Source organism: Psychrobacter sp. T6-5 (genome assembly GCF_052258485.2).
Classification (GTDB): domain Bacteria; phylum Pseudomonadota; class Gammaproteobacteria; order Pseudomonadales; family Moraxellaceae; genus Psychrobacter.
Genome location: NZ_JBQQEY020000001.1, coordinates 324,914 through 350,562 on the forward strand (window position 1 = coordinate 324,914; position 25,649 = coordinate 350,562).

Annotated in this window: 20 protein-coding genes; 13 read left to right on the forward strand and 7 right to left on the reverse strand. The window is 44.1% G+C overall.

Annotated features, from left to right (window positions below; translation table 11 throughout):
• Positions 1-43 precede the first annotated feature (43 nt).
• From ACTXGK_RS16015 to ahr, 5 genes are all read left to right on the forward strand, one after another.
• Complete coding sequence (locus ACTXGK_RS16015) at positions 44-1,384, forward strand: efflux RND transporter periplasmic adaptor subunit (protein ID WP_443517386.1); 1,341 nt, start codon at positions 44-46, stop codon at positions 1,382-1,384.
• Positions 1,381-4,473 carry an efflux RND transporter permease subunit gene (locus tag ACTXGK_RS16020; protein ID WP_443517385.1) on the forward strand — a complete coding sequence of 1,031 codons (3,093 nt, stop codon included), beginning with the start codon at positions 1,381-1,383 and terminating at the stop codon, positions 4,471-4,473. Before ACTXGK_RS16015 ends, ACTXGK_RS16020 begins: the two co-directional genes overlap by 4 nt.
• A 52-nt stretch (positions 4,474-4,525) precedes the next feature.
• Entirely contained in the window at positions 4,526-5,236 is a 711-nt protein-coding gene (locus ACTXGK_RS16025) for a helix-turn-helix domain-containing protein (protein WP_443517384.1), read from the forward strand.
• A gap of 89 nt (positions 5,237-5,325) precedes the next feature.
• Positions 5,326-6,264: a DMT family transporter gene (locus ACTXGK_RS16030; protein ID WP_443517383.1), complete on the forward strand. Its 939-nt coding sequence runs from the start codon at positions 5,326-5,328 to the stop codon at positions 6,262-6,264.
• Positions 6,265-6,479: 215 nt separating this feature from the next.
• Positions 6,480-7,481, forward strand: coding sequence for an NADPH-dependent aldehyde reductase Ahr (gene ahr / locus ACTXGK_RS16035; RefSeq protein ID WP_443517382.1), 1,002 nt, complete (start codon positions 6,480-6,482; stop codon positions 7,479-7,481).
• Between the two features lie 180 nt (positions 7,482-7,661).
• Here ahr and ACTXGK_RS16040 read toward each other — a convergent pair whose 3' ends face one another.
• Positions 7,662-8,597 (reverse strand): LysR family transcriptional regulator, encoded by a 936-nt coding sequence (locus ACTXGK_RS16040; RefSeq protein WP_443517381.1) that lies wholly within the window; start codon positions 8,595-8,597, stop codon positions 7,662-7,664.
• A 97-nt stretch (positions 8,598-8,694) separates the two neighbouring features.
• On the opposite strand from ACTXGK_RS16040, the gene ACTXGK_RS16045 reads away from it, so the two are divergent.
• The 6 genes from ACTXGK_RS16045 (at position 8,695) to ACTXGK_RS16070 (ending at position 13,487) form a co-directional block, all read left to right on the forward strand.
• Positions 8,695-9,129, forward strand: a complete 435-nt coding sequence (locus ACTXGK_RS16045) for a DMT family transporter (protein ID WP_443517380.1) — start codon at positions 8,695-8,697, stop codon at positions 9,127-9,129.
• 8 nt (positions 9,130-9,137) lie between these two features.
• Positions 9,138-9,599 (forward strand): DMT family transporter, encoded by a 462-nt coding sequence (locus ACTXGK_RS16050; protein ID WP_443517412.1) that lies wholly within the window; start codon positions 9,138-9,140, stop codon positions 9,597-9,599.
• Between the two features lie 387 nt (positions 9,600-9,986).
• On the forward strand, positions 9,987-10,979 hold the full coding sequence (locus ACTXGK_RS16055) for a DUF1852 domain-containing protein (protein WP_443517379.1): 993 nt from the start codon (positions 9,987-9,989) through the stop codon (positions 10,977-10,979).
• 73 nt (positions 10,980-11,052) lie between these two features.
• Entirely contained in the window at positions 11,053-12,081 is a 1,029-nt protein-coding gene (locus ACTXGK_RS16060) for a methionine synthase (protein ID WP_443517378.1), read from the forward strand.
• Positions 12,082-12,120: 39 nt separating this feature from the next.
• Positions 12,121-12,633 carry a flavin reductase gene (locus ACTXGK_RS16065; protein WP_443517377.1) on the forward strand — a complete coding sequence of 171 codons (513 nt, stop codon included), beginning with the start codon at positions 12,121-12,123 and terminating at the stop codon, positions 12,631-12,633.
• A gap of 38 nt (positions 12,634-12,671) precedes the next feature.
• Complete coding sequence (locus ACTXGK_RS16070; protein ID WP_443517376.1) at positions 12,672-13,487, forward strand: sulfite exporter TauE/SafE family protein; 816 nt, start codon at positions 12,672-12,674, stop codon at positions 13,485-13,487.
• 43 nt (positions 13,488-13,530) lie between these two features.
• Here ACTXGK_RS16070 and ACTXGK_RS16075 read toward each other — a convergent pair whose 3' ends face one another.
• Positions 13,531-14,451 carry a tetratricopeptide repeat protein gene (locus tag ACTXGK_RS16075; protein WP_443517375.1) on the reverse strand — a complete coding sequence of 307 codons (921 nt, stop codon included), beginning with the start codon at positions 14,449-14,451 and terminating at the stop codon, positions 13,531-13,533.
• 591 nt (positions 14,452-15,042) lie between these two features.
• Positions 15,043-15,801 carry a tRNA pseudouridine(65) synthase TruC gene (gene truC, locus ACTXGK_RS16080; protein ID WP_443517374.1) on the reverse strand — a complete coding sequence of 253 codons (759 nt, stop codon included), beginning with the start codon at positions 15,799-15,801 and terminating at the stop codon, positions 15,043-15,045.
• A gap of 258 nt (positions 15,802-16,059) precedes the next feature.
• Here truC and fmdA point away from each other — a divergent pair, with 258 nt between their 5' ends.
• Together fmdA and ACTXGK_RS16090 are read left to right on the forward strand one after the other, a co-directional pair.
• The gene (fmdA, locus tag ACTXGK_RS16085; protein ID WP_443517373.1) at positions 16,060-17,313 is read left to right on the forward strand and encodes a formamidase; all 1,254 of its coding nucleotides are present in this window, start codon (positions 16,060-16,062) and stop codon (positions 17,311-17,313) included.
• 36 nt (positions 17,314-17,349) lie between these two features.
• Positions 17,350-17,700, forward strand: coding sequence for an FmdB family zinc ribbon protein (locus ACTXGK_RS16090; protein ID WP_443517372.1), 351 nt, complete (start codon positions 17,350-17,352; stop codon positions 17,698-17,700).
• A gap of 713 nt (positions 17,701-18,413) precedes the next feature.
• Here ACTXGK_RS16090 and ACTXGK_RS16095 read toward each other — a convergent pair.
• The 4 genes from ACTXGK_RS16095 to ACTXGK_RS16110 all read right to left on the reverse strand — a co-directional run bounded on the left by ACTXGK_RS16095 (position 18,414) and on the right by ACTXGK_RS16110 (position 25,612).
• The gene (locus ACTXGK_RS16095; protein ID WP_443517371.1) at positions 18,414-20,711 is read right to left on the reverse strand and encodes an Orn/Lys/Arg family decarboxylase; all 2,298 of its coding nucleotides are present in this window, start codon (positions 20,709-20,711) and stop codon (positions 18,414-18,416) included.
• Positions 20,712-20,732: 21 nt separating this feature from the next.
• Positions 20,733-22,106 (reverse strand): putrescine-ornithine antiporter, encoded by a 1,374-nt coding sequence (gene potE / locus ACTXGK_RS16100; RefSeq protein ID WP_443517370.1) that lies wholly within the window; start codon positions 22,104-22,106, stop codon positions 20,733-20,735.
• Positions 22,107-22,244: 138 nt separating this feature from the next.
• Positions 22,245-24,407 (reverse strand): ornithine decarboxylase, encoded by a 2,163-nt coding sequence (speC, locus tag ACTXGK_RS16105; RefSeq protein WP_443517369.1) that lies wholly within the window; start codon positions 24,405-24,407, stop codon positions 22,245-22,247.
• Positions 24,408-25,216: 809 nt separating this feature from the next.
• A complete protein-coding gene (locus ACTXGK_RS16110) occupies positions 25,217-25,612 on the reverse strand; it encodes a TnsA endonuclease N-terminal domain-containing protein (RefSeq protein WP_443517368.1) in 396 nt (131 codons plus the stop codon).
• Positions 25,613-25,649 lie beyond the last annotated feature (37 nt).

The window sequence follows — 25,649 nt, forward strand, 5'->3', positions numbered from 1 at the left end:
TAAGCGCTGCTTTTATTATTATCCGTATTTATAGAGACCGACTATGAGTGACTTTAAAGACCCTGATAATAAGCAAGAACCGACTAGCGGACAGCAAACCAATATTGAGACACCTCAACACGCTGAGCTACCACCGTATCGTCAATCTGATGCCTCATCTAAAAACTCTCCTGCAAAAATGCCATTATGGTTGTTGCCAGCATTGGTTGCGGTGCTTGTGATTGGAGTTGTGCTGGGTAAGTATTGGGGCGGTAGTGCAGACGAGTTACGAGAGGAGCCAGTAGCCTCTAGTGGTGTGGCAGGTGGCAATGAAGCTGATAGCACTGCGAGTACGGAGCAGTCTGTTTTGTCAGTAGAAACCGTTAGCCCAAGCCAAGATGATATCGGTCGCACGCTTAGCGCTGATGGCACCATCAACGCCAAAGATATCGCTAATGTCAGTGCAAAAGTCAGTGGTGTGGCCATCGAGCGTGTATTGGTCGAAGAGGGCGACCGCGTGAGAGCGGGGCAAGTGCTCGCCATGTTTGATACCGATGCGATGGAGCAGCAAGTGCTGCAAGCTGAGGCAGACGTGGCAGAGGCAGAAGCCACACTTGCCAACGCCAGCGCCGATGCGGCTCGCGTATTGCCACTCATCGATATCGATGCCATCAGTAAACAAGAAGCCGATCGCTACCGTACCTCTGAAGTGCGTGCCCGCGCAGCGTTGCAAGCGTCCAAAGCCCGTTTAAGCAATCAGCGTTTGACCCTTGACAATGCCACAGTGGTTGCCCCTGTCAGCGGTATTATCAGTGAAAAAATGATCGAGGTTGGGCAGGTCGCAGGTGGTGATCCATTATTTACGATTATCAAAGGCGGCATATTGGAGTGGCGAGCAGAGTTAGATCCGAAGCTGATTGGCGATATCAATATTGGTACACCTGTACGAGTCGCTCTACCGGGTGATGATAGTGTGATGGGACAGGTGAGCCGTATTGCACCGACGGCAGATAATAATCGCCAAATCACGATTTATGCGAGCCTCGCGGCTAATGCAAAAATCCGCGCTGGCATGTATCAGACTGGTGAGTTCCTGCTCGGTAGCGCCAGCACTCAAACGATTCCGAATAGCGCTATCGTCAGTAACGATGGCTATGACTATGTGATGCTAGTGACTGATCTGACCACGACAGAGGATAAGTCGATGGGTCGTATCAAACAACAACGAGTGACCTTAGGCGAGCGATTTGGTGAAAACGTCGCCGTACTAGAGCCATTGCCAAGTGACAGCCATATTGTGAAGCAAGGCGGTAGTTTCTTAAATGATGGAGATTTGGTGCGTATCGTTAATGGTGTGAGCCAAACCAGTACCGCCGTCAATACAGCAGCGCAGGCACAGTCATGAGTCTAAACGTCTCCGCTTACTCGATCAAAAACCCGCTCGTCGCAATCTTGCTATTTGTGCTCCTGACATTGGGCGGCATCTATGGCTTTATGAAAATGAAGGTGCAGCAGTTTCCGGATATCGATTTGCCCGCTGTGGTAGTGACAGTCACGCTGCCTGGTGCCGCGCCCTCGCAGCTTGAAAATGATATTGCCAAGAAAATTGAAAACAAACTGACCAGTATCGAAGGCGTAAGTCATATTCGCACCACGTTACAGACTGGTGCTGCGACGATGGCGACCGAGTTTGTGTTAGAAAAAGACATTCAAGAAGCCGTCGACGATGTACGCTCGGCGGTTGGTGAAGTACGTGGCGATCTACCAGCCGCTGCTAATGACCCTATTATTACCAAGGTATCTACGGCAGGGTTCCCAGTAGTCACGTACTCTGTGGCCTCTGACAATATGAGCGTAGAGGATTTGTCATGGTTTGTGGATGATACGGTCACCAAGCGGCTCTCTGATATCCCCGGCGTTAGTACCGTCAGCCGTGTTGGCGGGCTGCAGCGTGAGATTACCGTTGCCGCTGATCCGATTGCGTTAAGTGGTCTTAAGCTCTCTATCTCTCAGCTATCGCAGCAGATCGCAGGTATCCAGCAAGATAGCTCTGGCGGGGAAGCGGAAGTCGGAAACACGACGCAGACTATCCGTGTACTCGGTGCCGTTGAACGCGCCAATGAACTTAACGATGTACAAGTCGCAGTTCCCACTGGTGGCACACAAGCCCTTGGGCGGATGGCACAAATCACTGATGGCGCAGCCGACCCAAGCTCGATTGCCAAGCTCGATGGTAAAACAGTAGTGGCATTTAACATCACTCGCTCGCGCGGTGCCAGTGAGGTCGATGTCATGGCGCTTGTCGATGATGAGCTTGCCAAGCTGACTGCTGATACTGGCAATATTAGTATCGAAAAAGTCTACGATCGCGCGACGCCCATTGCTGAGGATTATGAAGCTTCTCTACGGATGTTAATCGAAGGTGGCATTTTAGCGGTCGTCGTTGTATTTCTGTTCTTACGTAATATTCGAGCGACGATTGTTGCAGCCGTCGCTTTGCCTTTATCCGTGATTCCTACCTTTTTAGGCATGTATCTTTTTGGCTTTAGCCTCAATATTATCTCGCTACTGGCCTTATCACTAGTTATTGGGGTACTGGTCGATGATGCCATCGTTGAGGTCGAAAACATCATACGGCATTTACGTATGGGCAAGACCCCTTATGAAGCCGCTATGGAAGCGGCTGATGAGATTGGTCTGGCAGTGGTAGCTACGACCTTTACTTTGATTGCGGTATTTTTACCAACAGCCTTTATGGGCGGTATCGTTGGACAGTTTTTCCGTCAGTTTGGCTGGACGGCGGCGTTATCTATTTTTGCCTCGCTCATGGTGGCGCGTTTGATTACGCCCATGATGGCGGCATACATACTTCGACCTGAGAAAAACCACGTCGAGAAGCAAAGCTTGATGATGGAGTACTATCTCAAAATTGTCTCATGGACACTGCATCGTCGCTGGCTCACCATGGGAGCAACGCTGGTGCTGTTTGTGGCCTCGCTAGGGCTGGTCAAGCTGCTGCCAACTGCCTTTATCCCTGATAACGATATCGATCAAACTCGAGTGGCAATTGAGCTGACGCCCGATGTGTCGCTTGCAGATACGGAGCGGGTGGCAGCGCTTGCCAGTGAGCGTATTTTGGCCATGCCTGAGGTGACGAATATCTTTACCTCGGTGGGAGAGGCGCAGGCGTCGATGGGTGCGTCAGATGGTGGTGGCGGTAAAGCTGAAAATATTGCGGGCTTAGATATCGTACTAGCGCCACGTGCAGAACGAGGTACCAAGCAAGAAATAGAACGTAAAATTAGCCAGCTCATGACAGAGGTACCGGGTGCTCGCTTTACCGTTGGGCTATCAAGTGGTGGGGAGAGTGGTTATAACTTTTCATTGACCAGTACCAATCCTCAATTACTCGAACAGACTGCGCAAAAAATAATGACTGAGATACGAGGTTTGCCAAGTGCAGGCGCGGTGACCAGCGATCGCAGTTTGCCACGCCAAGAGCTGACGGTAACACCTGATAGACTGGCAATGGCTGACAAAGGGGTGACGACGCAAGATATTGCGACCACGTTACGTGTGGCGACTGTTGGCGACTATGAACAGCGCTTGTCTAAGCTCAATCTTGATACCCGTCAGATTCCTATCGTGGTGCGTCTACCCGATGTTGCCAAGCAAAATGTCAGTCAGTTAGAAGGACTGTACGTGCCGAGTACCATGCCTGCTGGGCAAGGGGTGCGGGTGGGCGAAGTCGCAGCGTTAGACTTTGGTACAGGGCCTGCGCAGATCAGTAGGCTAGATCGGGAGCGTGCAATTAGCATCACAGTGCAACCAGCGGATGGTGAGCTAGGTGATCTGGTACAAGCGGTCAAATCCGTGCCAACGATGCAGCAATTACCGCCTGCGATTACCATCATTGATCAAGGTCAAGCCGAAAATATGGCCGATCTGTTTAGTGGTTTTATCATTGCGATGTCGGTGGGTGTGGTCTGTATCTTAGGTGTTCTAATCTTGCTGTTTGGCCGTTTATTACAGCCATTTACCATTTTGATGGCATTGCCGTTATCGATAGGCGGCGCGTTTGTGGGTTTGGTGATTACCAATAGCAGTCTGTCGATGCCGTCTATGATTGGCTTTATTATGCTCATGGGTATCGCAACCAAAAACTCAATCCTACTCGTTGATTACGCGCTGATTGCTCAGCGCCGAGGGCTGGCGCGTTTTGAGGCCATTATGGATGCCTGTCGTAAGCGTGCGCGGCCTATCATCATGACGACCATTGCGATGGGGGCAGGCATGTTGCCACTGGTCTTTGGCTGGGGTGATGCAGATCCTACCTTTAGGCGTCCTATGGCGGCCGCCGTATTGGGTGGTCTGGTCACCTCGACGCTACTCAGTCTGGTGGTCATTCCAGTTGTCTATACGTTGATGGACGATGTGTCAGGATGGTTTGCCAAATGGCTAGTGCCACATGGTAAACAGCGTGATATAAAGTAGTGAGCTGAATAACAGTATCAATAGGAAGAACGATGCAGGCGGAACACGATAAATGATCAATACACTCTCTATTAGGTCGTATACTCGTCAAACCCGCGGGCATTCTCATGACTTTCATCAGATTGTTTTGCCACTGCGAGGCGTGATAAATATTGAAGTGGCAAGCTATCGCGGTAAAGTGACGCCAAGTGAATGTGTCATCGTCAAAGCCAACGAAAGGCACTACTTTAATGCCGAAGAGAATGCCAAGTTTATCGTGGCTGACACCGAAAATTTACCATCGCATATTCTGCATTCAGAACACATTGTTTTTTCAATCAGCGCGCCATTATTGTCATTTTTGGCATTTTCGGAGAGCCAATTAAAGCATCAAATCAATCCTGAGATTGAAGCCTTGATGTTTGCTACCTTCTATAAACTTTTAGCAGAACAAAAGCTGTTTTTTCAATACGACCACAGAATCAGAGCGGTCGTGTCTTATATCACTCATAACCTCTCAAAAAATCTCACAATAGACGTGTTAGCCAATATTGCTTGCTTAAGTCCTACGCAGCTCAAGAAAAACTTCAAGGTGCAAACCGAGCAGACCTTGACCGAGTACATCACAAAACTCAGAATGCAAAAAGCGCAAGCGTTATTACTACATACAGATTCCCCCGTCTCTATCGTCGCTGAGTTGGTCGGTTATACCGATGTCAGTGCGTTTAGCCGCCGATTCTCACAGTATTTCGGGGTAGCACCCTCCACACTAAAACACGTCTAACCTGCCAACAAAACCGTCCTATCTGCAAAGTCTGTCATACCCAGCACTCTATAATAGTATGATTCACGATAACTTTTGAGATGACCGTTATGTTGCAGATTCAATCTGGTTTGAGCGCAGTATTATGTGTGGTGGTCGCCAGTATCCTTTGGGGAACGACGGGAACTGCTTCTGCTTTTATACCTGACGTGAGTCCGTTAGGTATCGGGGCGTTCGCAATGGGAGTAGGCGGTATTTTATTGGTATTAAATGCTAAAAAGCACCTAGTTAGCGATAAAGTAAAACTACTGTCTCAGCCGAAAGTGTTACTCATCGGCAGTCTCTGTGTTGCCATCTATCCTCTGGTTTTTTATTCCTCCATGCGGCTCGCGGGTGTTGCTATCGGTACCGTTATCTCCATTGCGAGCGCACCGTTTTTTACGGTCATGATGGAGCGTCTGATCAGCAATAAACATATTACTAGGCGCTGGCAGATAAGTTTTGCATTTGGAGTAATTGGCGTTATCTTGCTAACCTTAGGAAAAATGCACTATTTGGACGTAACTGTAGCGTCGAGCAATCAGGTATTGGGTGTGTTGCTCGGACTGATTGCTGGCTTGACCTACGCTACCTATTCATGGTCAGCGCGCCAAATGATAGAAAATGGGGTCAATGCCAAATCAGCTATGGCAAGCATGTTTGGTCTGTCAGCCATCTTACTGCTGCCGTCATTGCTATTTACCGGTGACAACTTATTTTTAGACATTAAACATATCAGTGTTGCGCTATATATGGCCATTGCTCCGATGTTTTTGGGTTACCTACTTTTTGGTCAAGCGTTAAAAGCGATTGAAGCGAGCCGAGCGACACTTATCACGTTACTGGAACCTATTGTAGCGACCATACTGGCTATCATCATCATTGGAGAAGCTTTTTCTCCTATCGGTTGGCTAGGAATGGGGCTGATGGTGATCTGTCTATTATTACAAGTCATCAAAATCCCAAAGCCAAAAGTATCTCCCGAAAGTCACAGATTACCTATCAGCTGAAAATGCAGGTTGCGGTGGATGAAGGTTAAATGTGAGGACTCAACCGCTATCAAATATGACACTTTGTATTAGCCTAGTCCTAATTTGTTAAATAGGGTGGTGTGCTCGAACAGCTCTTTGCTATAGTCGTTTTGGTTAATGTTATCAAAGAAATTTTTTATATCTTGTTATCGATATAAACCAGCCTCCATCCATACTAAAAACAAGGAATAATTATGATTAATGCATATGCAGCAAAAGAGAAAGGTGGCAAGTTTGAACCTTATGAGTACGATCCGGGCACTCTAGGCGATCACGAGGTAGAAATCGAAGTGCATAGCTGCGGTATCTGCCATAGTGATCTGTCAATGTGGCAAAACGAATGGGGTATGACCGAGTATCCGTTTGTGGGTGGTCATGAAGTTGCCGGTAAAGTCCTAGCAAAGGGTAAACATGTCAAACATCTGGAGCTAGGCGATAAAGTAGGACTTGGCTGGCATAAAGGGTATTGTAATGTTTGTGATCTGTGCATCGATGGCGACCACAATTTATGTCCTGAGCAAGAAGGAACTATCATCGGCAACCATGGCGGTTTTGCGGATAAAGTACGTGCAAAAGATACCAGTGTCATAAAAGTCCCTGAAGGCTTAGATTTTAATGCGGTAGGACCACTGCTGTGTGGCGGCGTCACGGTGTTTAACCCACTGATACAATACGATATCACACCAACCTCTAGAGTCGCTGTGATCGGTATCGGCGGCTTGGGTCATCTTGCGTTGCAGTTTGCCAATGCATGGGGCTGTGAAGTAACGGCATTTACTAGCGAGTCGAAATTGGAAGAAGCAAAAGAGATGGGCGCTCATCACTCATTGAACTCACGAAATGATAGCGAAATCGAAAAAGTAGCGGGTTCTTTTGATTTAATCATCTCAACCGTGAACGTCGATATGAATTGGGATCTTGTCGTCAAGACCTTGAAGCCAAAGGGCAAACTACACTTTGTTGGTATATTAGAAGCACCGCTAGAGATATCGGCCGCGCCCATGATTATGGCGCAAAAAAGCCTATCAGGCTCACCCGTTGGCTCACCGTCTACGCTGCGGAAAATGTTAGATTTTGCGGCTCGACATAATATCCAGCCAGTAACTGAAACCTATAAAATGTCTGAGATTAACGAAGCATTTGAGCGCTTGGAAAGCGGTAACGCTCGCTATAGAGTGGTCTTAGAAAGAGAGTAGCGTCTAAAGCTATTAATCTAAAGATAGAGCGTTTTAAGCATAGTAGCGACAGGTCATTTTATAGATGGCGTATCGCTACTATTTTTTTGTCTGATATAAATTTTTGAGGCTATTTTTCTTGTCCTATCTTAATTTTTCTATAAAGCTTGCGGCAGGTTATGGCGCTTCATTCATGGCTTCTTAGTTAACCTGCCAATATAGCGGTTCGCCGTAAACCTCAGCAAAATAATCAATCAAGGTTCTGACATTTAACGATATGTGACGCGTATTAGGATAGATAGCGGCGACATGTTGAGGTGTCGTTTTGATGGCGGCTTCATAATTAGGCAGCAACTTCACCAATTTACCGCTCTTAAGATGATCACCAATTAACCAATCAGGAAACAGCACAATTCCCATTCCTTTGAGCGCTGATACCAGTAACGACTCTGCATTGTTCGACATGAGCAAGGCAGGAGCAGCAAATGGTGTCCAATTTTCATCATTTTTCTTAAAAAACCAGCGGTTTGGCCCTGATGAGCCTTTATAAACCAAGCATTTATGATGAGCCAGGTCAGATGGCGTTTGTAGCTTATCGTGCTTGTTTATATATTCTGGAGCGGCCGCAAGGTGATAGGTTTGCTCACCAAAAATACGCGCATGAAAAGTCGAATCATTTAAGGTGCCAATGCGAAAAATAACGTCAGTTGCATAATGATGAGGATCAACAAAATCATCGGTGAGTGTCAAGTCTATCTGCAATTTGGGATAGCGATGACTCAGTGCTGGTATCCAAGGTGCGATGTGCCGTTGACCAAAAAACACAGGGGCGTTAATTCTTAATAAACCACCCGGCTCCAAAGTCCTGTCTTGCAACTCCTTCTGCGCCGCATTTATGCTTTCAGTCATCGCATGCGCGTAGCTCATAAACACGCGTCCCGCCTCAGTAGGAATGACAGCGCGTGTATTACGATAAAAAAGCTGCTGCCCTAGCGAATCCTCTAGCTGCTTAATAATCCGAGATACTTTTGAGGCAGACACCCCTTCTTTTCGTGCCACGACAGAGAAGCTCTGGGCATTAAAAACGCTAATAAAAAACAGTAAGGTTTTTATGCTGATGTTGTCGACGTTATTCATCTGTGCAACTTATGCAAAAGTCATTTCTACATTATAGCGTTTTTCGTGGGTATAGGCTGCGGTAAACTACGCGGCATTGCTCATTGAGGATCGTTTTATGCAGATTTTATTAATACTGGTGGTGGTTTTAGGCGGTATGGGGTTATCGGTCGAGGCTGGACTGCTTGGCCCCCTAGGCAGTCAGGTGGGTGAGCTCTGGGCGACGCTCAGTATTTTTGGTGTTGGGGCCGCCTTGACATTCTTTTTGATGCTGTTTTTTAGTCCGCGAGAGAGCCCCTCATTTTTCTCACAGCCGCCGTTGCTACTGATTGGTGGCATTTTAGGACCTGTTTATGTGGTGGTGTTAACGGTGGTCACACCCGTCATTGGGATTGCACTGACGATGATTGGCATACTTGCAGGTCAGGTCTTTCAGAGCTTGATCATTGACCACTATGGGCTGTTTGAAACCGAGGAGCGCAAAATAGATATTAGACGAGTGATTGCGTTGGGTTTCATCATTGCAGCGCTTGTTTTTATGGCAAAGGGGTAGATCACATGATGCTTATTTTGATGATTGTATTGGCGATAATTGGTGGTGCGACCTTGAGCGTGCAAGCGGCATTGAATGGTCGACTAGGTAGTAATGTTGGCGTGTTCAAAAGTGCCTTTTTGACGTTCTCTGTTGGTGCTGTGGTGACAGCGCTGCTTATTTTCTTCTTTGAGCCCAATCACGCGGTGACGTTGATGGATGTCCCTAAATGGCAACTGCTTGGTGCACTGTGCGGTGTGCCTTATATCGTCATTATGGTGGTTGCCGTACAGCGTATTGGCACGGCTGTGGCTACGGTTGCGGTGATTTTTGGTCAGCTGAGCATGAGCGTATTGATCGATAACTTTGGTTGGCTCGGTAATGAAGCGATAAGCCTGTCAGGCAGTCGAATTAGTGCGTTGGTTTGTCTAGCGGTCGCGCTGTACTTTATTTATTCGAGTAATAAGCCTAAGCCCAAAGAGGTCAGTTAAGTCTGTTCTCCTTTGAAAGTATAAAAATTTGAAAGCCCAAAACCCCTGCTATTCAATTCAGTGTAGTAGGGGTTATGTATTTTAATAACTAGGACAATACTTTATCACTCGTCTACAAAATTTAGCGGTATATTCCTATTGGTCTTAATCACTGACCAGTATCTTCATTTCTCACTACTTATTTCTCACTCTTTTAAGTGTTCAAATCCTCTTTATTTCAGTAGTCAGAACTACGACTATTCAGCTACATTGCCTTTTAAGCTGCCACTATCATGAACTTTATTCATCTTATATTAAAATAGTATCGTTTTTATTCATGTGAGGATTTGGGTATGATTCACCCATACCGACATTTTGTTCTATTTGATATTAAGGTAGTGAATCGCCATGACTAAAGAATTTAGCTGTTCCATTAAGAGCATTCGTTTTGATGAAAACTATCAGCCTGCTGACAGCACGCGTCTGACAACGAACTTTGCCAATCTGGCACGCGGCGAGCAGCGTGAGGATAATCTACGCAAAACATTGACGATGATTAATAATCGCTTCAACGCGCTGGCGCATTGGGACAATCCGAATGCCGACCGTTATTCTGTCGAAGTCGACATCATCTCTGTAGACATGGATATTGCGGGCAATGGCGATGCTTTCCCTGTTATCGAAACGCTAAAAACAACGATCATCGATCACAAAGAAAACAAGCGCATCGATGGCATGATTGGCAATAGCTTCTCATCTTACGTGCGTGATTATGATTTTAGTGTTGTACTTCCTGAGCACCGCGACCAGCAGTCAGACTCGCTCACGCCCGCGAATTTTGGCGAGCTACATGGCAAACTGTTTCAATACTTACTGAATTCAGAAGCCTATAAAGCCAATTTTGATAAAAAACCAGTCATCTGCTTGAGCGTCTCAACCAGCAAGACCTATTATCGTACTACCAATCAGCATCCGGTATTGGGCGTTGAGTATCAGCAAGACGAGTACTCGTTAACCGACGACTATTTTCATAAAATGGGCTTAACCGTGCGCTACTTTAAGCCTGAGGGTAGCGCCGCGCCATTAGCGTTTTATTTTGCGGGTGATTTGACCAGCGACTATACCGATCTTGAGCTCATCAGTGCAATCAGCACCATGGAGACCTTTCAAAAGATCTACCGCCCTGAGATTTACAACGCCAATTCAAGCGCGGGTCAAGTGTATCAGCCCAGCCTGAACTACCAAGACTATTCATTGACGCAAGTGGTCTATGATCGCGTCGAGCGTAGCCAAATGGCGGTCAAGCAAGGTAAATTTACCGAAACGCATTTTATCAAGCCTTACCAAGATATTCTTGAAACATGGGCGGCCAATTACGCTATAAACAAGAACGTCGCTTAAAAAATCTAAATATAAAAGCGCACGCTATAACACCTAAAATAGAGAACACCTGAAATAGAGAAGACAATACGACATGACTTTATTATTACCAACATCGACCGCTGGCAGCTTACCAAAACCCTCTTGGTTGGCAGAACCTGAGAAAATTTGGTCGCCTTGGCAACTTGACGGTGAAGAATTGCTTCAGGCAAAACAGGATGCGCTGCTGGTGTCATTGCAAGAGCAAGTGCGAGCAGGCGTCGATATCGTCAGTGACGGCGAGCAAACCCGTCAGCACTTTGTCACTACCTTTATTGAGCACTTAGACGGCGTGGATTTTGAGCAGCGCGAAACCGTGCGTATCCGCAATCGCTATGATGCCAGCGTACCGACAGTTGTGGGTGCCGTAAGCCGCCAAAAGCCTGTGTTCGTCGAAGATGCCAAGTTTTTACGTCAGCATACTGACAAGCCGATCAAGTGGGCACTGCCTGGGCCGATGACCATGATTGACACTTTGTATGACGATCATTACAAAAGCCGCGAAAAGCTGGCGTGGGAATTTGCCACTATCCTCAATCAGGAAGCCAAAGAATTAGAAGCGGCGGGCGTGGATATCATTCAGTTCGATGAACCTGCATTCAATGTATTCTTCGATGATGTCAACGACTGGGGTATCGCTACCTTAGAGCGCGCTATCGAAGGCTTAAAATGCGAAACGGCGGTACATATTTGCTATGGCTACGGCATCAAAGCCAACAACGATTGGAAAAAAACACTGGGTTCAGAATGGCGTCAGTACGAAAAAGCCTTTCCTAAACTGCAGCAGTCAAAAATCGATATCGTTTCTTTAGAATGTCAAAACTCGCGCGTACCGATGGATTTGATTGAACTGATTCGTGGTAAAAAAGTGATGGTCGGTGCGATTGATGTGGCGACCAATGATATCGAGACGCCTGAAGCAGTTGCTGATACGTTGCGTAAAGCATTGCAGTTTGTCGATGCTGATAAGCTCTATCCATCGACTAACTGTGGCATGGCACCGTTGTCGCGCCAAGTGGCAAAAGGTAAGTTGCAAGCGCTGAGCGCAGGCGCAGACATCATTCGTCAAGAGCTGGCAGGTTAAGCGGACGATCAGTAATAATCCAAATTTGGGATGTGAGTGATGAGTGAAGCAAGCAGTTTTAGAGACGCCATGTCATTACTGACGACGGCAGTCAACGTGGTCACGACCGCAGGCGATGCGGGCATACACGGGTTCACTGCTTCGGCGGTGTGCAGTGTCAGCGACAATCCGCCGACCTTGCTGGTCTGTATGAATCAAGCCTCGCGCTCGCACACCCCTTTTGTGGACAATAAAGTCCTGACCGTCAATGTGCTTGGCGCGCAGCATGAGCAACTATCCAATGTCTTTGCCTCAAAGCTTGAGTCAGATGAGCGCTTTACCCATGGCACATGGCATACCTTAGCAACGGGCGCGCCTGTGCTAGACGATGCACTCGTCAGCTTCGATTGTGAGATTGAACAAGTGCAAGCCGTGGGTACGCATAGTGTATTTATGTGCCGCGTCGTCGCTATCAAGCATTCTGAGCGAGCGGGCGAGCCAGATGAGAGTTTGGTCTATTTTAATCGTCGCTATCATTCGGTTGGTCAAGTGTGTCAAATTGACATGGCTTAACCTCATCCTTCCATCATCCGACCAAAAGTAACGATTCTGTGGAACTTATCATTTTTTTAATCATTGGGGCGGTAGCAGGGTTTGCAGCGGGCCTATTTGGGGTGGGCGGTGGCACCATCATCGTACCGCTATTATTCATTGTCTTTACCCAGATGGATTATAGTCCTGATACGGTCATGCATTTGGCGCTCGGCACCTCGCTTGCCACCATCATCGTCACCTCTATCAGCTCGCTCATGGCGCACAATAAAAAAGGCGCTGTGATGTGGCCTGTTTTTAAAAATATCACACCGGGCATGGCGATTGGCTGCTTTTTTGGAGCGGGGATAGCAGGCGCGATCTCGGGCGATCATCTACAAATAATCGTGGGTACCTTTTTGCTATGGGTCGCCTTTAACATGTTTACTGGCGGCAAAAAGCCGCTAGGTTCTGATGTCAGTACTGGCGATACTGTATTACCATCAACATCTAAGCAGCTAGCAGCAGGGGCAAGTATTGGCGTGGCTTCTGCCATTTTTGGCATCGGCGGCGGCAGTTTAACGGTGCCATATCTCACCCGCTATAATGTAGTGATGCAAAAGGCAGTGGGCACGTCCGCGGCTTGTGGTCTGCCGATTGCAATTGCTGGCGCGCTTGGCTTTATGGTGTTTGGGATGAAAGAACACGTCAATATCCCCAACGCGATTGGCTTTGTGCATATTTATGCATTTTTGGGTATTAGCATCATGAGCTTTTTTACCGCAAAAGTGGGCGCAAAGGTCGCGCACCAATTATCACCAACATTATTAAAAAAATGCTTTGCGGTGCTACTCATGATTGTGAGCTGCTTTTTCTTGTATAAAGGGTTATTTTGAAGACTTGGATTGGTGTATTAAAAGATACCGCGCATATAGCAGATCAGTAACCTGCTTCATTTAGTATTCGGTACCTATCGCACCCATTTTGATCACCATTATCACAAGCTTTACCAAACCACTCTTTTGCTTGAAACTTATCCTGACGAATGCCTTTACCTTCTTGGTAAAGCAAACCAAGTTGATATTGGGCAGTGACATAACCTTGCTCAGCAGCCCTTTGATACCAACTTACCGCTGTAGGGAGATCTTGACGAACATGTTTGCCCTCTTGGTAAAGTAAACCAAGACGATACTGGGAAATGGCATGACCCTGTTCAGCGGCCCTTTGATACCAACTTATAGCCGTCGCTAGATCTTGATGAACCTGTTGACCTTCTTGGTAAAGTAAACCAAGATGATATTGGGCAGTGACATAATTTTCCTCAGCGGCTTTTTGATACCAACTAACAGCCGTCGTCAAATTTTGACGAACACCTTTGCCTTCTTGGTAAAGCAAACCTAGATGATATTGGGCGGTGACATAACCTTGCTCAGCGGCCTTTTGATACCAACTTACAGATGCAGATAAATCTTGATGAACGCCTTTGCCCTCTTGATAAAGTAAACCAAGGTGATACTGGGAAATGGCATGACCCTGTTCAGCGGCCCTTTGATACCAACTTATAGCCGTCGCTAGATCTTGATGAACCCCTTTGCCCTCTTGGTAAAATGAACCAAGATGATACTGTGAAATGGCATGACCCTGTTCAGCGGCCTTTTGATACCAATTTATAGCCGTCGCCAAATCCTGACGAACACCTTTGCCCTCTCTATAAAATGTACCAAGTTGATACTGGGATGTGACATGGCCTTGCTCAGCTGCTTTTTGATGCGCTTTGGCAGCTACAGTTAAGCTTTCACCAAGATAAGACCTTTTTTTTCTATTGTAAAAGAAGGGCTTCTTTAGGTATTTAAAAACCATTGTTTATTCTTAAAAGAAATATTATTGACATTAGAAAGAAAAAGACTAAACGAGGCAATCACTTTTAGTAGATTGATATGTTATTTAGCCAAAACCAAGTGACTATTTTAGTTTAGGGTTTGATGCTACTTTCTCAAAAATAGCAACATATACTAACAAGTATCAAACGTAAAGTATATCTATTGAATAGTTAATTAAGAGAGCAGAAGCATTGAAATTATTGAGCAAATCAGAGTTACACAACGCTTAGAACGGAATGACCTTTTAAAAAGTATGGTAACTTTGCCAATATCTCATCTTATTAATGTCGGTAGATCAAAGTTGGAGTCGCAAGTTCTAGCTAGCCAAATACTTATTACTAGAATAAGAAATTCGTACTGTAAGAACTGATTTATCTACTTCAAGCTTTTGTTTAACCTTTTTAGCCATCTATAAGGGCCTTCAAAAAGTAAATAGTTCTGAGAAATGATTTAATCTGACCAAATCAAAATACTAGAATTCACAAATTCCTGTCTGAGTATTAGATTTTCAGACATGTTATCGATGTTTTTATTTCTTTAAAACGATAGCGCCAAGTAAAATTTATGCTACTTAATTTTTAGCAATCTCTACCCAAGAAAACTCCTCTAAGATGCGCATCCATTGCTCGTCCAATCCTGCTTTTAGCAATAATGGCTCACCAGTGACGGGGTGGCTGATCGCCAACGTCTGAGCATGTAAGAGCATGCGCGTACAGTCATAATGAGTGCGAAAAAATCGCGTATGCCGTATATCACCGTGGCTGGTATCACCGATGATATGATGGAATACATGTCTCATATGCCGCCGCAGTTGATGCTTGCGTCCCGTCTCAGGTATCAAGCGCACAAGGCTATAGCGGCTGGTGACGTGCTTTTTGGAAACCGCAAATGGCAGCTCAATTTGTGCCAAACTTTGCCAGTGAGTTACTGCCTCTTGAGCGGGTTTGTCTAAGTTGGCAAACTTATCGGCGATGGCGTCGGGCTTAAAGCTAAGCGCATAATCAACCGTCCCTTGTTCTGGCATAAAACCGCGTACCACGGCCAAATACTGCTTGGTAACCCTGCGTTCAGTAAATGCCTCGGTCAAGGTGCGAGCCACGCCTGAGCTTTTGGCGAACAACAACACGCCTGATGTCGGCTTATCTAACCGATGCACAGGAAACACATGGCAACCGACCGCATCACGAGTGAGCTGCATGGCAAAGCGTGTCTCGCCTTTATCCAGCCAGCTACGATGCACCAACAGCCCCGCTTCTTTATTAATCGCCACCAGATGTTCATCTTCATAGATGATGTCTATGTCGTTTGCAACACTGCTTTGGATTTCCATACTCTTATTACTCATATTGACGATATGGTAATGATATCAGCTATTGATGTTTTTCTGTTTGACTATGCAAAAACCTAGTGCAGCGCCCTTTTTTCATTATCGAATAGCTGCGTTCAAAATAATACGCCATTTCAAGAAACACCTCTTTAGATTTCGCGCCTTAGGTATTATGATTGATAGTGTTCATGACAAATGTTGGCACTAAGTTTGCATCGATAAACTTGCAAACTAAAATTCATTAATTGCTAAAGGTGTCTTATGACTAAAGTTCTCATTGAAGTTGATCTTACCCAATCCCCTTATGATAATGAAAACATACATAACCGCTGGCATCCTGATATACCGATGGCAGCGACCGTCAAACCAGGAGAAGATTTCATTTTGGAGTGCTTTGATTGGACTGGCGGACAGATATTAAATAATGATAGCGCGGAGGATGTGAGGGATGTGGACCTAACACAGGTTCATTTTTTGTCCGGACCTATTGGTGTAGAAGGGGCTGCACCAGGAGATTTACTAGAAGTTGATATCCTCGATATTGGTACTTTGGCAGGGAGTCAGTGGGGGTTTAATGGGTTTTTCTCTAAGCAAAATGGCGGCGGATTTTTGACGGAGCATTTTCCTGAAGCACAAAAATCTATTTGGGATTTTAATGGTATTTATACCAAGTCGCGCCATATCCCTGGCGTGGAGTTTGCTGGCATCATTCATCCGGGGCTAATTGGCACATTGCCTTCCAAAAAAATGCTGGATGAATGGAATAGACGCGAAAAAGAGTTGTACGATACCGAACCTGATCGCGTCCCAGCACTGTGTAATTTGCCATTTGCAAAAACGGCGCACATGGGCAGAATGACGGGTGATGACAAAGAAACAGCAGCGGCAGAAGGAGCGCGCACCGTACCGCCGCGTGAGCATGGTGGCAATTGCGATATCAAAGATTTAACGAAAGGCGCGAAGGTGTATTTCCCCGTATATGTGGAAGGAGCAGGACTGTCTGTCGGTGATTTGCACTTTAGTCAAGGCGATGGTGAGATTACCTTTTGCGGGGCGATTGAGATGGCGGGCTGGATTCATTTGCGTGTCAAGCTTATCAAAGATGGCATGGAAAAATACGCAATCAAAAACCCAATTTTTAAACCCAGCCCGTTGACCCCAAATTATAAAGACTATTTGATCTTTGAAGGTATTTCGGTCGATGAAAGTGGCAAACAGCATTATCTAGACGTTAATGTCGCCTATCGGCAAGCCGTTCTCAATGCAATTGAGTACATGAAAAAATTTGGTTATAGCGGCGCACAGGCTTATTCACTGTTAGGCTGCGCGCCTATACAGGCACATATTAGTGGTGTGGTAGATGTGCCCAATGCTTGTGCAACATTATGGCTACCGACAGAGATATTTGATTTTGATATCAATCCAGGCGGAGAAATGCCCAAGCGTCAGCCAAAAGACGAAGCAGATTTACCATTGGCCAAAAATCCGCCTCAACTTAAACCTTTTGAAAAATAGAGTCCACCCGATAATACGACATATGGAGATTTTGTGATGCCCATATACGACTATAAATGTCAAAAACATGGTTTATTTCATGAATTGGTAGAGATGAGCGACTCTGGAGAAAACAGACCTTGCCCTGAATGCCAGATACCGTGCCCGCAGGTCATCGTTGTTGCACCCAGCCTTTTAAATATGGATAGCCATAAAAGGCAGGCGTGTGCATGCAACGAGCGTGCGCAACATGCACCACTAAAAAGCAGTCAAATAGAACATGCGCCATCAAGGAGCAATAAATTGCTCCTTCCTGATGCATCAATGAGTAAAAGCAGTCGAACCTTAATCAATAACGACGGCACAAAAACTTTTATTGGTCAAAGGCCATGGATGATCAGTCACTAGGATTTTACTAGGGTTTCTTGAGCCGTGCTGATCATAAATAATCTATTTTTGTTCGGCATTACTCAAGCCGCTTTGCCTATTTCTAAGACCATAAAAAACCCCTGCTAATAGTAACAATAGCAGGGGTCAGATTTAATACTGTGTTTTATTACTCGCTATTACTCGCTCACATCACATGTCAGCGAGTAATAAAGTACCATACTGGAATTGTCGTAAAACATTGATTTTATTGAATCTCATTTTCTGCAAAAGTAAATAAACTATCATACTCAAATCTAAAACTTTATTACATCTGTTCCTCTAGAAGTAATAAAGTATCATACTGATAAAATTTTTTAATACTGAATGCTATCGGTTAGTAATAGTAGTCTGTGGGTAAGAATTTATAGTCTTTCCCACACGAGCTACATCACCAGTTTGAATAAACGGATACTAGTGATTATAAAAAGCAGGATCATTGTATGCCTATGACCAAATTCACTATGATAAATTTTAGAAGCATGCCTGTAGCTTTTTACAGACCAATGTTAAGTATGATTTTGTTAACATTTTGCGAGCCAAATCACAATTTTTTAGATGTTAATGACTCCTTGATCAAGAGGTCATTAATCTTATCATAATGAATGTAATCACTTAATTTTTTAATATTGGAAACATTAAAAATTTTGCCAATACTATACATAGCGTTGGCAAGCTTTTCCTAGTTTAGTATTTTACTTAGGTGATGTTATCAACACTGGAGTTTGTTTTACACAAAGAATGTGATACCTGCCATTCTCGACTTCCACGCCATGAATATCGTGTTCAAAGCTTGGGAACTTACTATCAAATGCTTCTAGCGCCTTTAAATAAGATAAGATAGGATCATCTGAACCACCCGTATTCTCGCCTGGCATAAGTATTGGAATGCCTGGTGGATAAGGTACAACACCTGTCGCCACAGTACGATTTGCTATATTATCCAATGCTAAGGACTCTATCTCATTATTCACCAAGTTTTCGTAAGCTTCCGTAGGTGATAAGTCGGGTGTAGGTAAAAAGGAAAAGCCCGCCGCCATATTGGCAGTAGTTTTTAGGTCACGCATAGTTGTAAACATATCGTTACATAAGTCTTTTAGGCCCATATTTTGATAGCGTTGAGGGTAGGCTTCGACCAATTCTGGTAATACTTGTTCTAGCCGTATATTTTTATCATAGTCTCGTTTAAAATTACCCAATTCGCTTATCAAGGTACCCCATTTACCTTTGGTAATACCCAGAGAAAACAAAAATAAAATGGTGAAATCGGTGGTTTTTTCCACTTGAATACCATTGTGAGATAAATAGCGGGTAACAATGGTTGCAGGAATGGCGGGCATATCGGCATCGACATAAGTGCCATCAGCAGACATACCTGGCATTAACACGGAGACCTTAATAGGGTCAAGCATCGCCCAATTGGCAGGAATATTACCAAACCCATGCCAAGTTGCGTTGGCTTGTAGCACCCAGTGCCGACTCGATAAGGTCAACTCACTGGCATTGATGGTGTGCAGATTATCTGGTTGCCAGCCATTAAAAAACCAATCATTTTTTAGCTTCGCATCAGCATAAAATTCGGCAAGCATTTGTCGAAATGCGACTGCCTCAACTATGCTTTCTGACATAAGTGTTTTACCGCTATTGCCATCCATCATAGCAGCTGCAACATCATTAGAAGCGATAATTGCATAATTGGGACTGGTCGATGCATGCATCATAAAAGATTCATTAAATCTGGCATGACTTACTGGCTTACGCCCATCACGTACATGAATGTAAGAGGCCTGTGATAGAGCAGCGAGGAGCTTGTGTGTCGATTGCGTAGCAAATACTGTCGGGGCATTTTGATCACGTGGCTCATCGTGCATGGCGAATCTACCCCGGTACATAGGATGAAATTTAGCATATCCGTACCAAGCCTCATCAAAATGCAAATGGTCACAGCTACTACCGAGTAGTTTCTCTAGCTCGCTCACGTTATAACAAATACCATCGTAAGTAGAGTTCGTAATAATTACGTGTTTCGGCTGTTTATCCACAACTGTTTGTGCTAGTGGGTTATCTAGAATGCTTTGGCGAACGGCTTCTGGCGTCAATTTTTCTGGCAAAATAGGTCCAATTATGCCTAAGCCATTGCGACTCGGTACTAAATAGCTAGGAATAGCCCCGCTAAGGGTAATCGCATGTTCTGCTGACTTATGGCAATTTCTATCAATTAATGCAATCTGGCCACGTGTCACACTTGCCATCATAATAACCCGATTGGACATTGAAGAACCGTTGGTCACATGATAGGTGCGATCAGAACCAAACACCTGTGCAGCGTATTTTTCGCTCTTCCCAATCGGACCGCTATGGTCGAGTAGTGAACCAAGTTCTCCTACAGAAATAGACAAATCTGACCGTAGCATATTTTTGCCAAAATAATCGCTAAAAAATCTGCCAACAGGATGCTTCATAAAGGCAACTCCACCATTATGCCCTGGTGTATGCCAAGAGTATTCATGTTTTTGCCCAAATTTTACCAAAGCATTGAACATGGGTGGCAGTAACCTGTCGCTATAACGATTTATCGCCGCCTCGATACGTCCGCTAATAAATTCTGGTGAATCTTCTAATAACCAAATATAATCGTCAAATTCAGAAATTAAATATGGGTCAATATTTCCCGCAGTACTGCGATTGGAACAAAGAAAAATTGGTAGATCATTGCGATGATGGCGAACCAAAGTCACCAAATCAGCTGCAGGGTTTTCTTTATCATCTTTGCCCGGTAAATCCCAATCTATCAGGACAAGTGTAATAGCACTATCAGCAAGCATAATGCTTTTACCATCATCAGCGTTATCTGCTACCATGACCTCGATATTACGTGTCTGTAGTTCGTCAACTAAGGCATATGCCATACGACCTGCAACGCTCCTTTCCTGAAATTGTGCATGGATAAATAGCACTTTCTTAATAATATTTTCAATCACATATGGTTTCATTGTATCGTTCCTTTTATGAATTTATCGTGTAGTGGTTGGCTTGGTAGCGACTGAATTGTCGTTATCCATGTCATCGATAACTGGCAATTTTAAGTCAAATTTGGTTGATACCACTTTGCCGTACAACACCCATCCTGCAAATGTTGCGATACCACCCCATAACATGGCATCTGGACCTGCACTGTATAACGCATAAAAGCTATAGATAGTGCCAATGAAAGCAATGATTGCAGTAAATATCACCTTTTTGTGTGGCACATTGGCAGACTTTAACAGTACTAAAATAGCGGACATTGACATAATATAAGGCACTAAATTAGTAACAACAGCTAGATTCACCAAGGTATCAAACTGTTTGCTTAAATCAGGACTGATAGTCATTAGTGATATTAATGTTTGCACCGCAGCTAGCACCAGCATACCTACTACAGGAGCATTGTGTTTGTTTAAACGACCAAATAACGGCAGAAAATACCCTTCATCTGCCCCTGATTTATAAACACTGGCTGAGGTAAACTGCCAAGCCAACAATGATCCCAAACAAGCAATAACTGCCAGGGCATTGACGATTACACCTGCACTACCGCCAAGCATTTGACTAAATGCCAAGCCAAATGGAGCATTCGATTCAGCCAATTGAGCATTTGGTACGATACCTGCTATAACATTGGTAGAAACAATATAGATCACCGCCGTTAATAGCGTACCCCCCAATACTGCAATAGGTATATTTTTTTCAGGATTTTCGACTGCATCCGCATTGGCACTGGCAGATTCTAATCCTAAAAATGCCCATAAAGTGATTGAAATCGAGGCAGGTAACGCTTGACTTATCGACAAATTATGCGGATTCCATGCATCGGCATATATGCTAGATTTAAACCAAAACCAGCCGATAAACGAGATACCTACTACGGGTAAAATAACGCCCCATATAGTGATAGCACCAAGACGTCCCGTGACTGCTGGACCAAAAAAATTGGGGATGGTTGTCAGCCATACAAAACCAATCGTCCACATAGCAACCTGCACAGGCGCTAATGTCCACCCCATCAAGGTGCTAAAATAGCCAACTGCTGTAACGGCGATAGCGACATTAGCAATGACAAGTGATAGTGCATATGTATAATTGGTCATAAAACTGCCCGACTTGCCAAAAGAATATTCGGCATACGCTCCCATACCCCCAACATGGTTTTTAGTATAACGACCACATTGGGCAAAAGCGTAGGCAAGAGCCATAGAACCAACTGCCGTGACGATCCAAGAAAATATTGAAATTGTGCCCACTTGTGCCAATTTAGTAGGCAACAGGATAATACCTGAGCCCATCATATTAACCATGGTTAGCATCGTAAGCTGAAAAAGACTCATTTTACGTTTAGTTTTGCTCATAATGATTCCTAACAAGAGTAAATATAAGTGAGATTAAAATTATCTACCATGTTAATTAAAGGCGGGTGCTAACAGTCACGAAGTGCGCCCGACTATTCAATAGACAAAACTTTTGTTCTTATTTTGATGTAGCAAAAACTATGCTACATCAACTACATAACCGTAGGCACGACGACTACCATCAGGTTGTTTATCTAAATAGACTCCTTGAATTTCAGGCTCGAATCCTGGCAAGCAGTTAATACCTTCTTCCAGCGCTAAAAAGTATTTTTGTACTGCACCGCCCCATACTTCACCAGGTACGCAACACAACACACCTGGCGGATAAGGCAAAGCCCCTTCAGCAGCTATCTCGCCCTCTATTTCACTAAGGCGCACCAGTTTTACCTCGTTACGAATGAAGGCTTGCTGCGCATCGTAGGCACTCATTACTGCAGTTGGCCAACCATCCGCACGGAACATTATTCGTTGTAAATCTTTCATGTTATTTCGTACATAAAAGTCATGCATTTCTTGACACAGGCGTCGGATGGTATAACCTTCGTAGTAATTGATGTAGCGTTTATACAAGTCTGGTAATACGTCTTTCATTAAGCTATCTTCACTAATATGCTGCTCAAACCGTGCAATTAGTGCTATTAATTGCTGTAATTTTGCCAAGTTCTCTGATGGCGTCAATAAAAACAAAATAGAGTTTAAGTCGCATTTTTCAGGTACCAGTCCATTGTCTCGCAGATAATTGGCTAAAATTGTCGCAGGGACACCAAATTTCTCATATTCTCCACTTTCGACATTAATACCAGGTGTGGTGAGCATGAATTTACAAGGATCTACAAAATATTGGTTTTCTGCATAGCCTGGAAAAGCATGCCAACGTTCATTAGGACTAAGGCGGAAAAAGCGAATATCATTTGCCATTATCTCCGTTGGATAGTCTTCCCAAGGTTTACCATCAATCGTATCTGGCACAAAAGGTTTAACCATTTGGCAGGTTTTTAGCAATAATTTACGCGCTTCAATTCCAACTTTTACACAGTCTGCCCACATTTTGCGTCCTGCCACGCCTTCATGCATTTTGGCATTGACATCAATTGAGGCGAATAATGGATAAAACGGGCTGGTTGAGGCATGCATCATATAAGCATTGTTAAAACGTTTATGGTTACAGTAGCGCCCTTGGCCCTTAATATGACTGTCTTTTTTATGGATTTGCGAGGCTTGGGAAAAGCCCGCTTGTTGCTTATGTACTGATTGAGTGACAATAATGCCAGGGTCACCTTCTTTAAGTTCAAGTAAAAGTGGTGAACACTCTTGCATCATGGGAATAAACTGTTCATAACCAACCCATGCTGAGTCAAATAAAATATAGTCACATAAGTGTCCAATACGGTCTACAACCTGACGGGCGTTATAAATCGTCCCGTCATAGGTACCTAACTGTATTACTGCCAATCGAAAAGGGCGTTCAGCGTTGGCTTTTTCAGGGGCAATTTTTGCAATTTGATCGCGAATATACTTTTCTTCAAAGCAATCAGCATCGATACCACCTATAAAGCCATAAGGATTACGGGCAGTCTGTAGATATATGGGGCGCGCCCCCGCTAACATTAGTGCTCCCAAATGAATAGATTTATGATTGTTACGATCAAATAACATCAAATCATCTTTTGCCAATAAAGCACTAGTGACGACTTTATTAGCAGTTGAGGTACCGTTTAGCACAAAATAGGTTGTATCAGCATTGAATACTTTTGCAGCGTGGCGTTCTGCATCCCGTGACGGCCCTTCGTGAATTAGTAAGTCGCCTAACTTGACATCGGCATTACATAAATCAGCACGAAATAAGTTTTCACCAAAAAAATTAAAAAACTCTCGTCCTGCTGGATGTTTACTAAAAAATTGGCCGCCTTGGTGTCCAGGGCAATCAAACGCCACATAGCCACGATTAACATATTGCTTTAATGCACTAAAAAAAGGCGGTGCTAGTTTGTCATCGTAGCTTTCTGCAGCCGCTTCTACCTGCTTGCCATAAAAATGGCGACTACCCAAACCCATCTGGATAACCCCAGTAAATTCTAAAACCAAGTCTTCAGGTATTGGCTTATTAGGCTCTAAAGCAATAAATAACGGAATATCAAAACCAGTACTTTTGATCAACTCTACTACCTTATGTGCATCTTCAGCACTGGTAACTGCGGCTGCAATATCAGTAAGGTCAGTATGATGAATATTGATCATTTCATAATCAGTGATAAAACTATCTATGACTGAATCACAAGTCGCAATTTTAAGCTTTTTCATAGTCGTTATACTCTTTTTAGTGAATTAAACGTTGAGTTGATAGTTTCATATAAAAACTTACCTGATTAATAATTACTAACTTAGAAAAGCTTTACTACTCAACTACCGTAGAAACAAACTTGGGATATTTTAGTCACGCAGTCCGACAATAATAATCAAACCACAATTGGCTTGGTGTCTTATAGCTCGAACGTTTTTAAATTTTAGTTTCACTGCGAGCACAGATCTTGTTTTGAGTTGATACAAAGCAATCGCCAAGCTACACCAAGGAACCCTCAAACTTATGTAGTTTAATGATTTGATAATAATGATTGCTACAGTACCGACTTCGTCTGTCAGAATGCACAATCAGCCCTTAGCTGGATCGCTTATTCTTGATTGCTTTTATCCATACTAACATAATGGTTATAAGGAAGAGGGATATAATTAGGGATTCGGGATTGTATCCGTGAATAACAAGAATAATTTAGACTGTATGGTATACAGTCAATCCAAAATAAAAGAGATATAACCCATATTTTGAAATAGTCTAGGTAGATTATTTTCCATCCAACCTTGGCGTAGAAACAAATCTTGTGCCCACTTCTTTTCAACGCGATTAAAATCAGGGCTATAGGGTGGCAGCCATAGAATGTGAGGACCGTGTCTGTCAAGTAACTTTCGAATACGCTTGTTTATTTATATGGACGGAGCAGGATTTTTCCTGAGTTATAAGGGTTACAGGAAATATTATCTAAAAAGGGCATTGTCCGTAACCTTATTCCTGATGGTCTTTATGGGGATCGTTTATTTAGACTATAGTTCGAATGTTATCTAACATCTCTTGAGTATTTAGCTTGTAATGCGAATTGGCTATAGTTTTTATTGGAGCTGAATACATAGAAGTCTGATGTCATTATGTGTATATAGTCTCTAACGCTCAGATGCTTAACTTGCTTGTCTTCTGCAACTATGAGGGTGATGTCGTAATTAAGAGGGAATTGTTCTCTAATATCAAGAATTGTGGGGCTCCATTCGAGAAACAAAAATGTAGCTAATTCTAAATCTGAGAGTAGATGATGGGTTAGTTTTGTTTTATGACCAAAAACTCTATGAGAGCGATCTGAAGAAGAGATGTCAGAGATTTTCATCCAAGGCTTATAATCGGCGAGCTCACCTTGATCTCTGCCTTCTTTAAGCCATTTTCCTTGTTTTTTTGAGAGCATAAAAAACCCCTGCTAATAGTGAGTTAACAATAGCAGG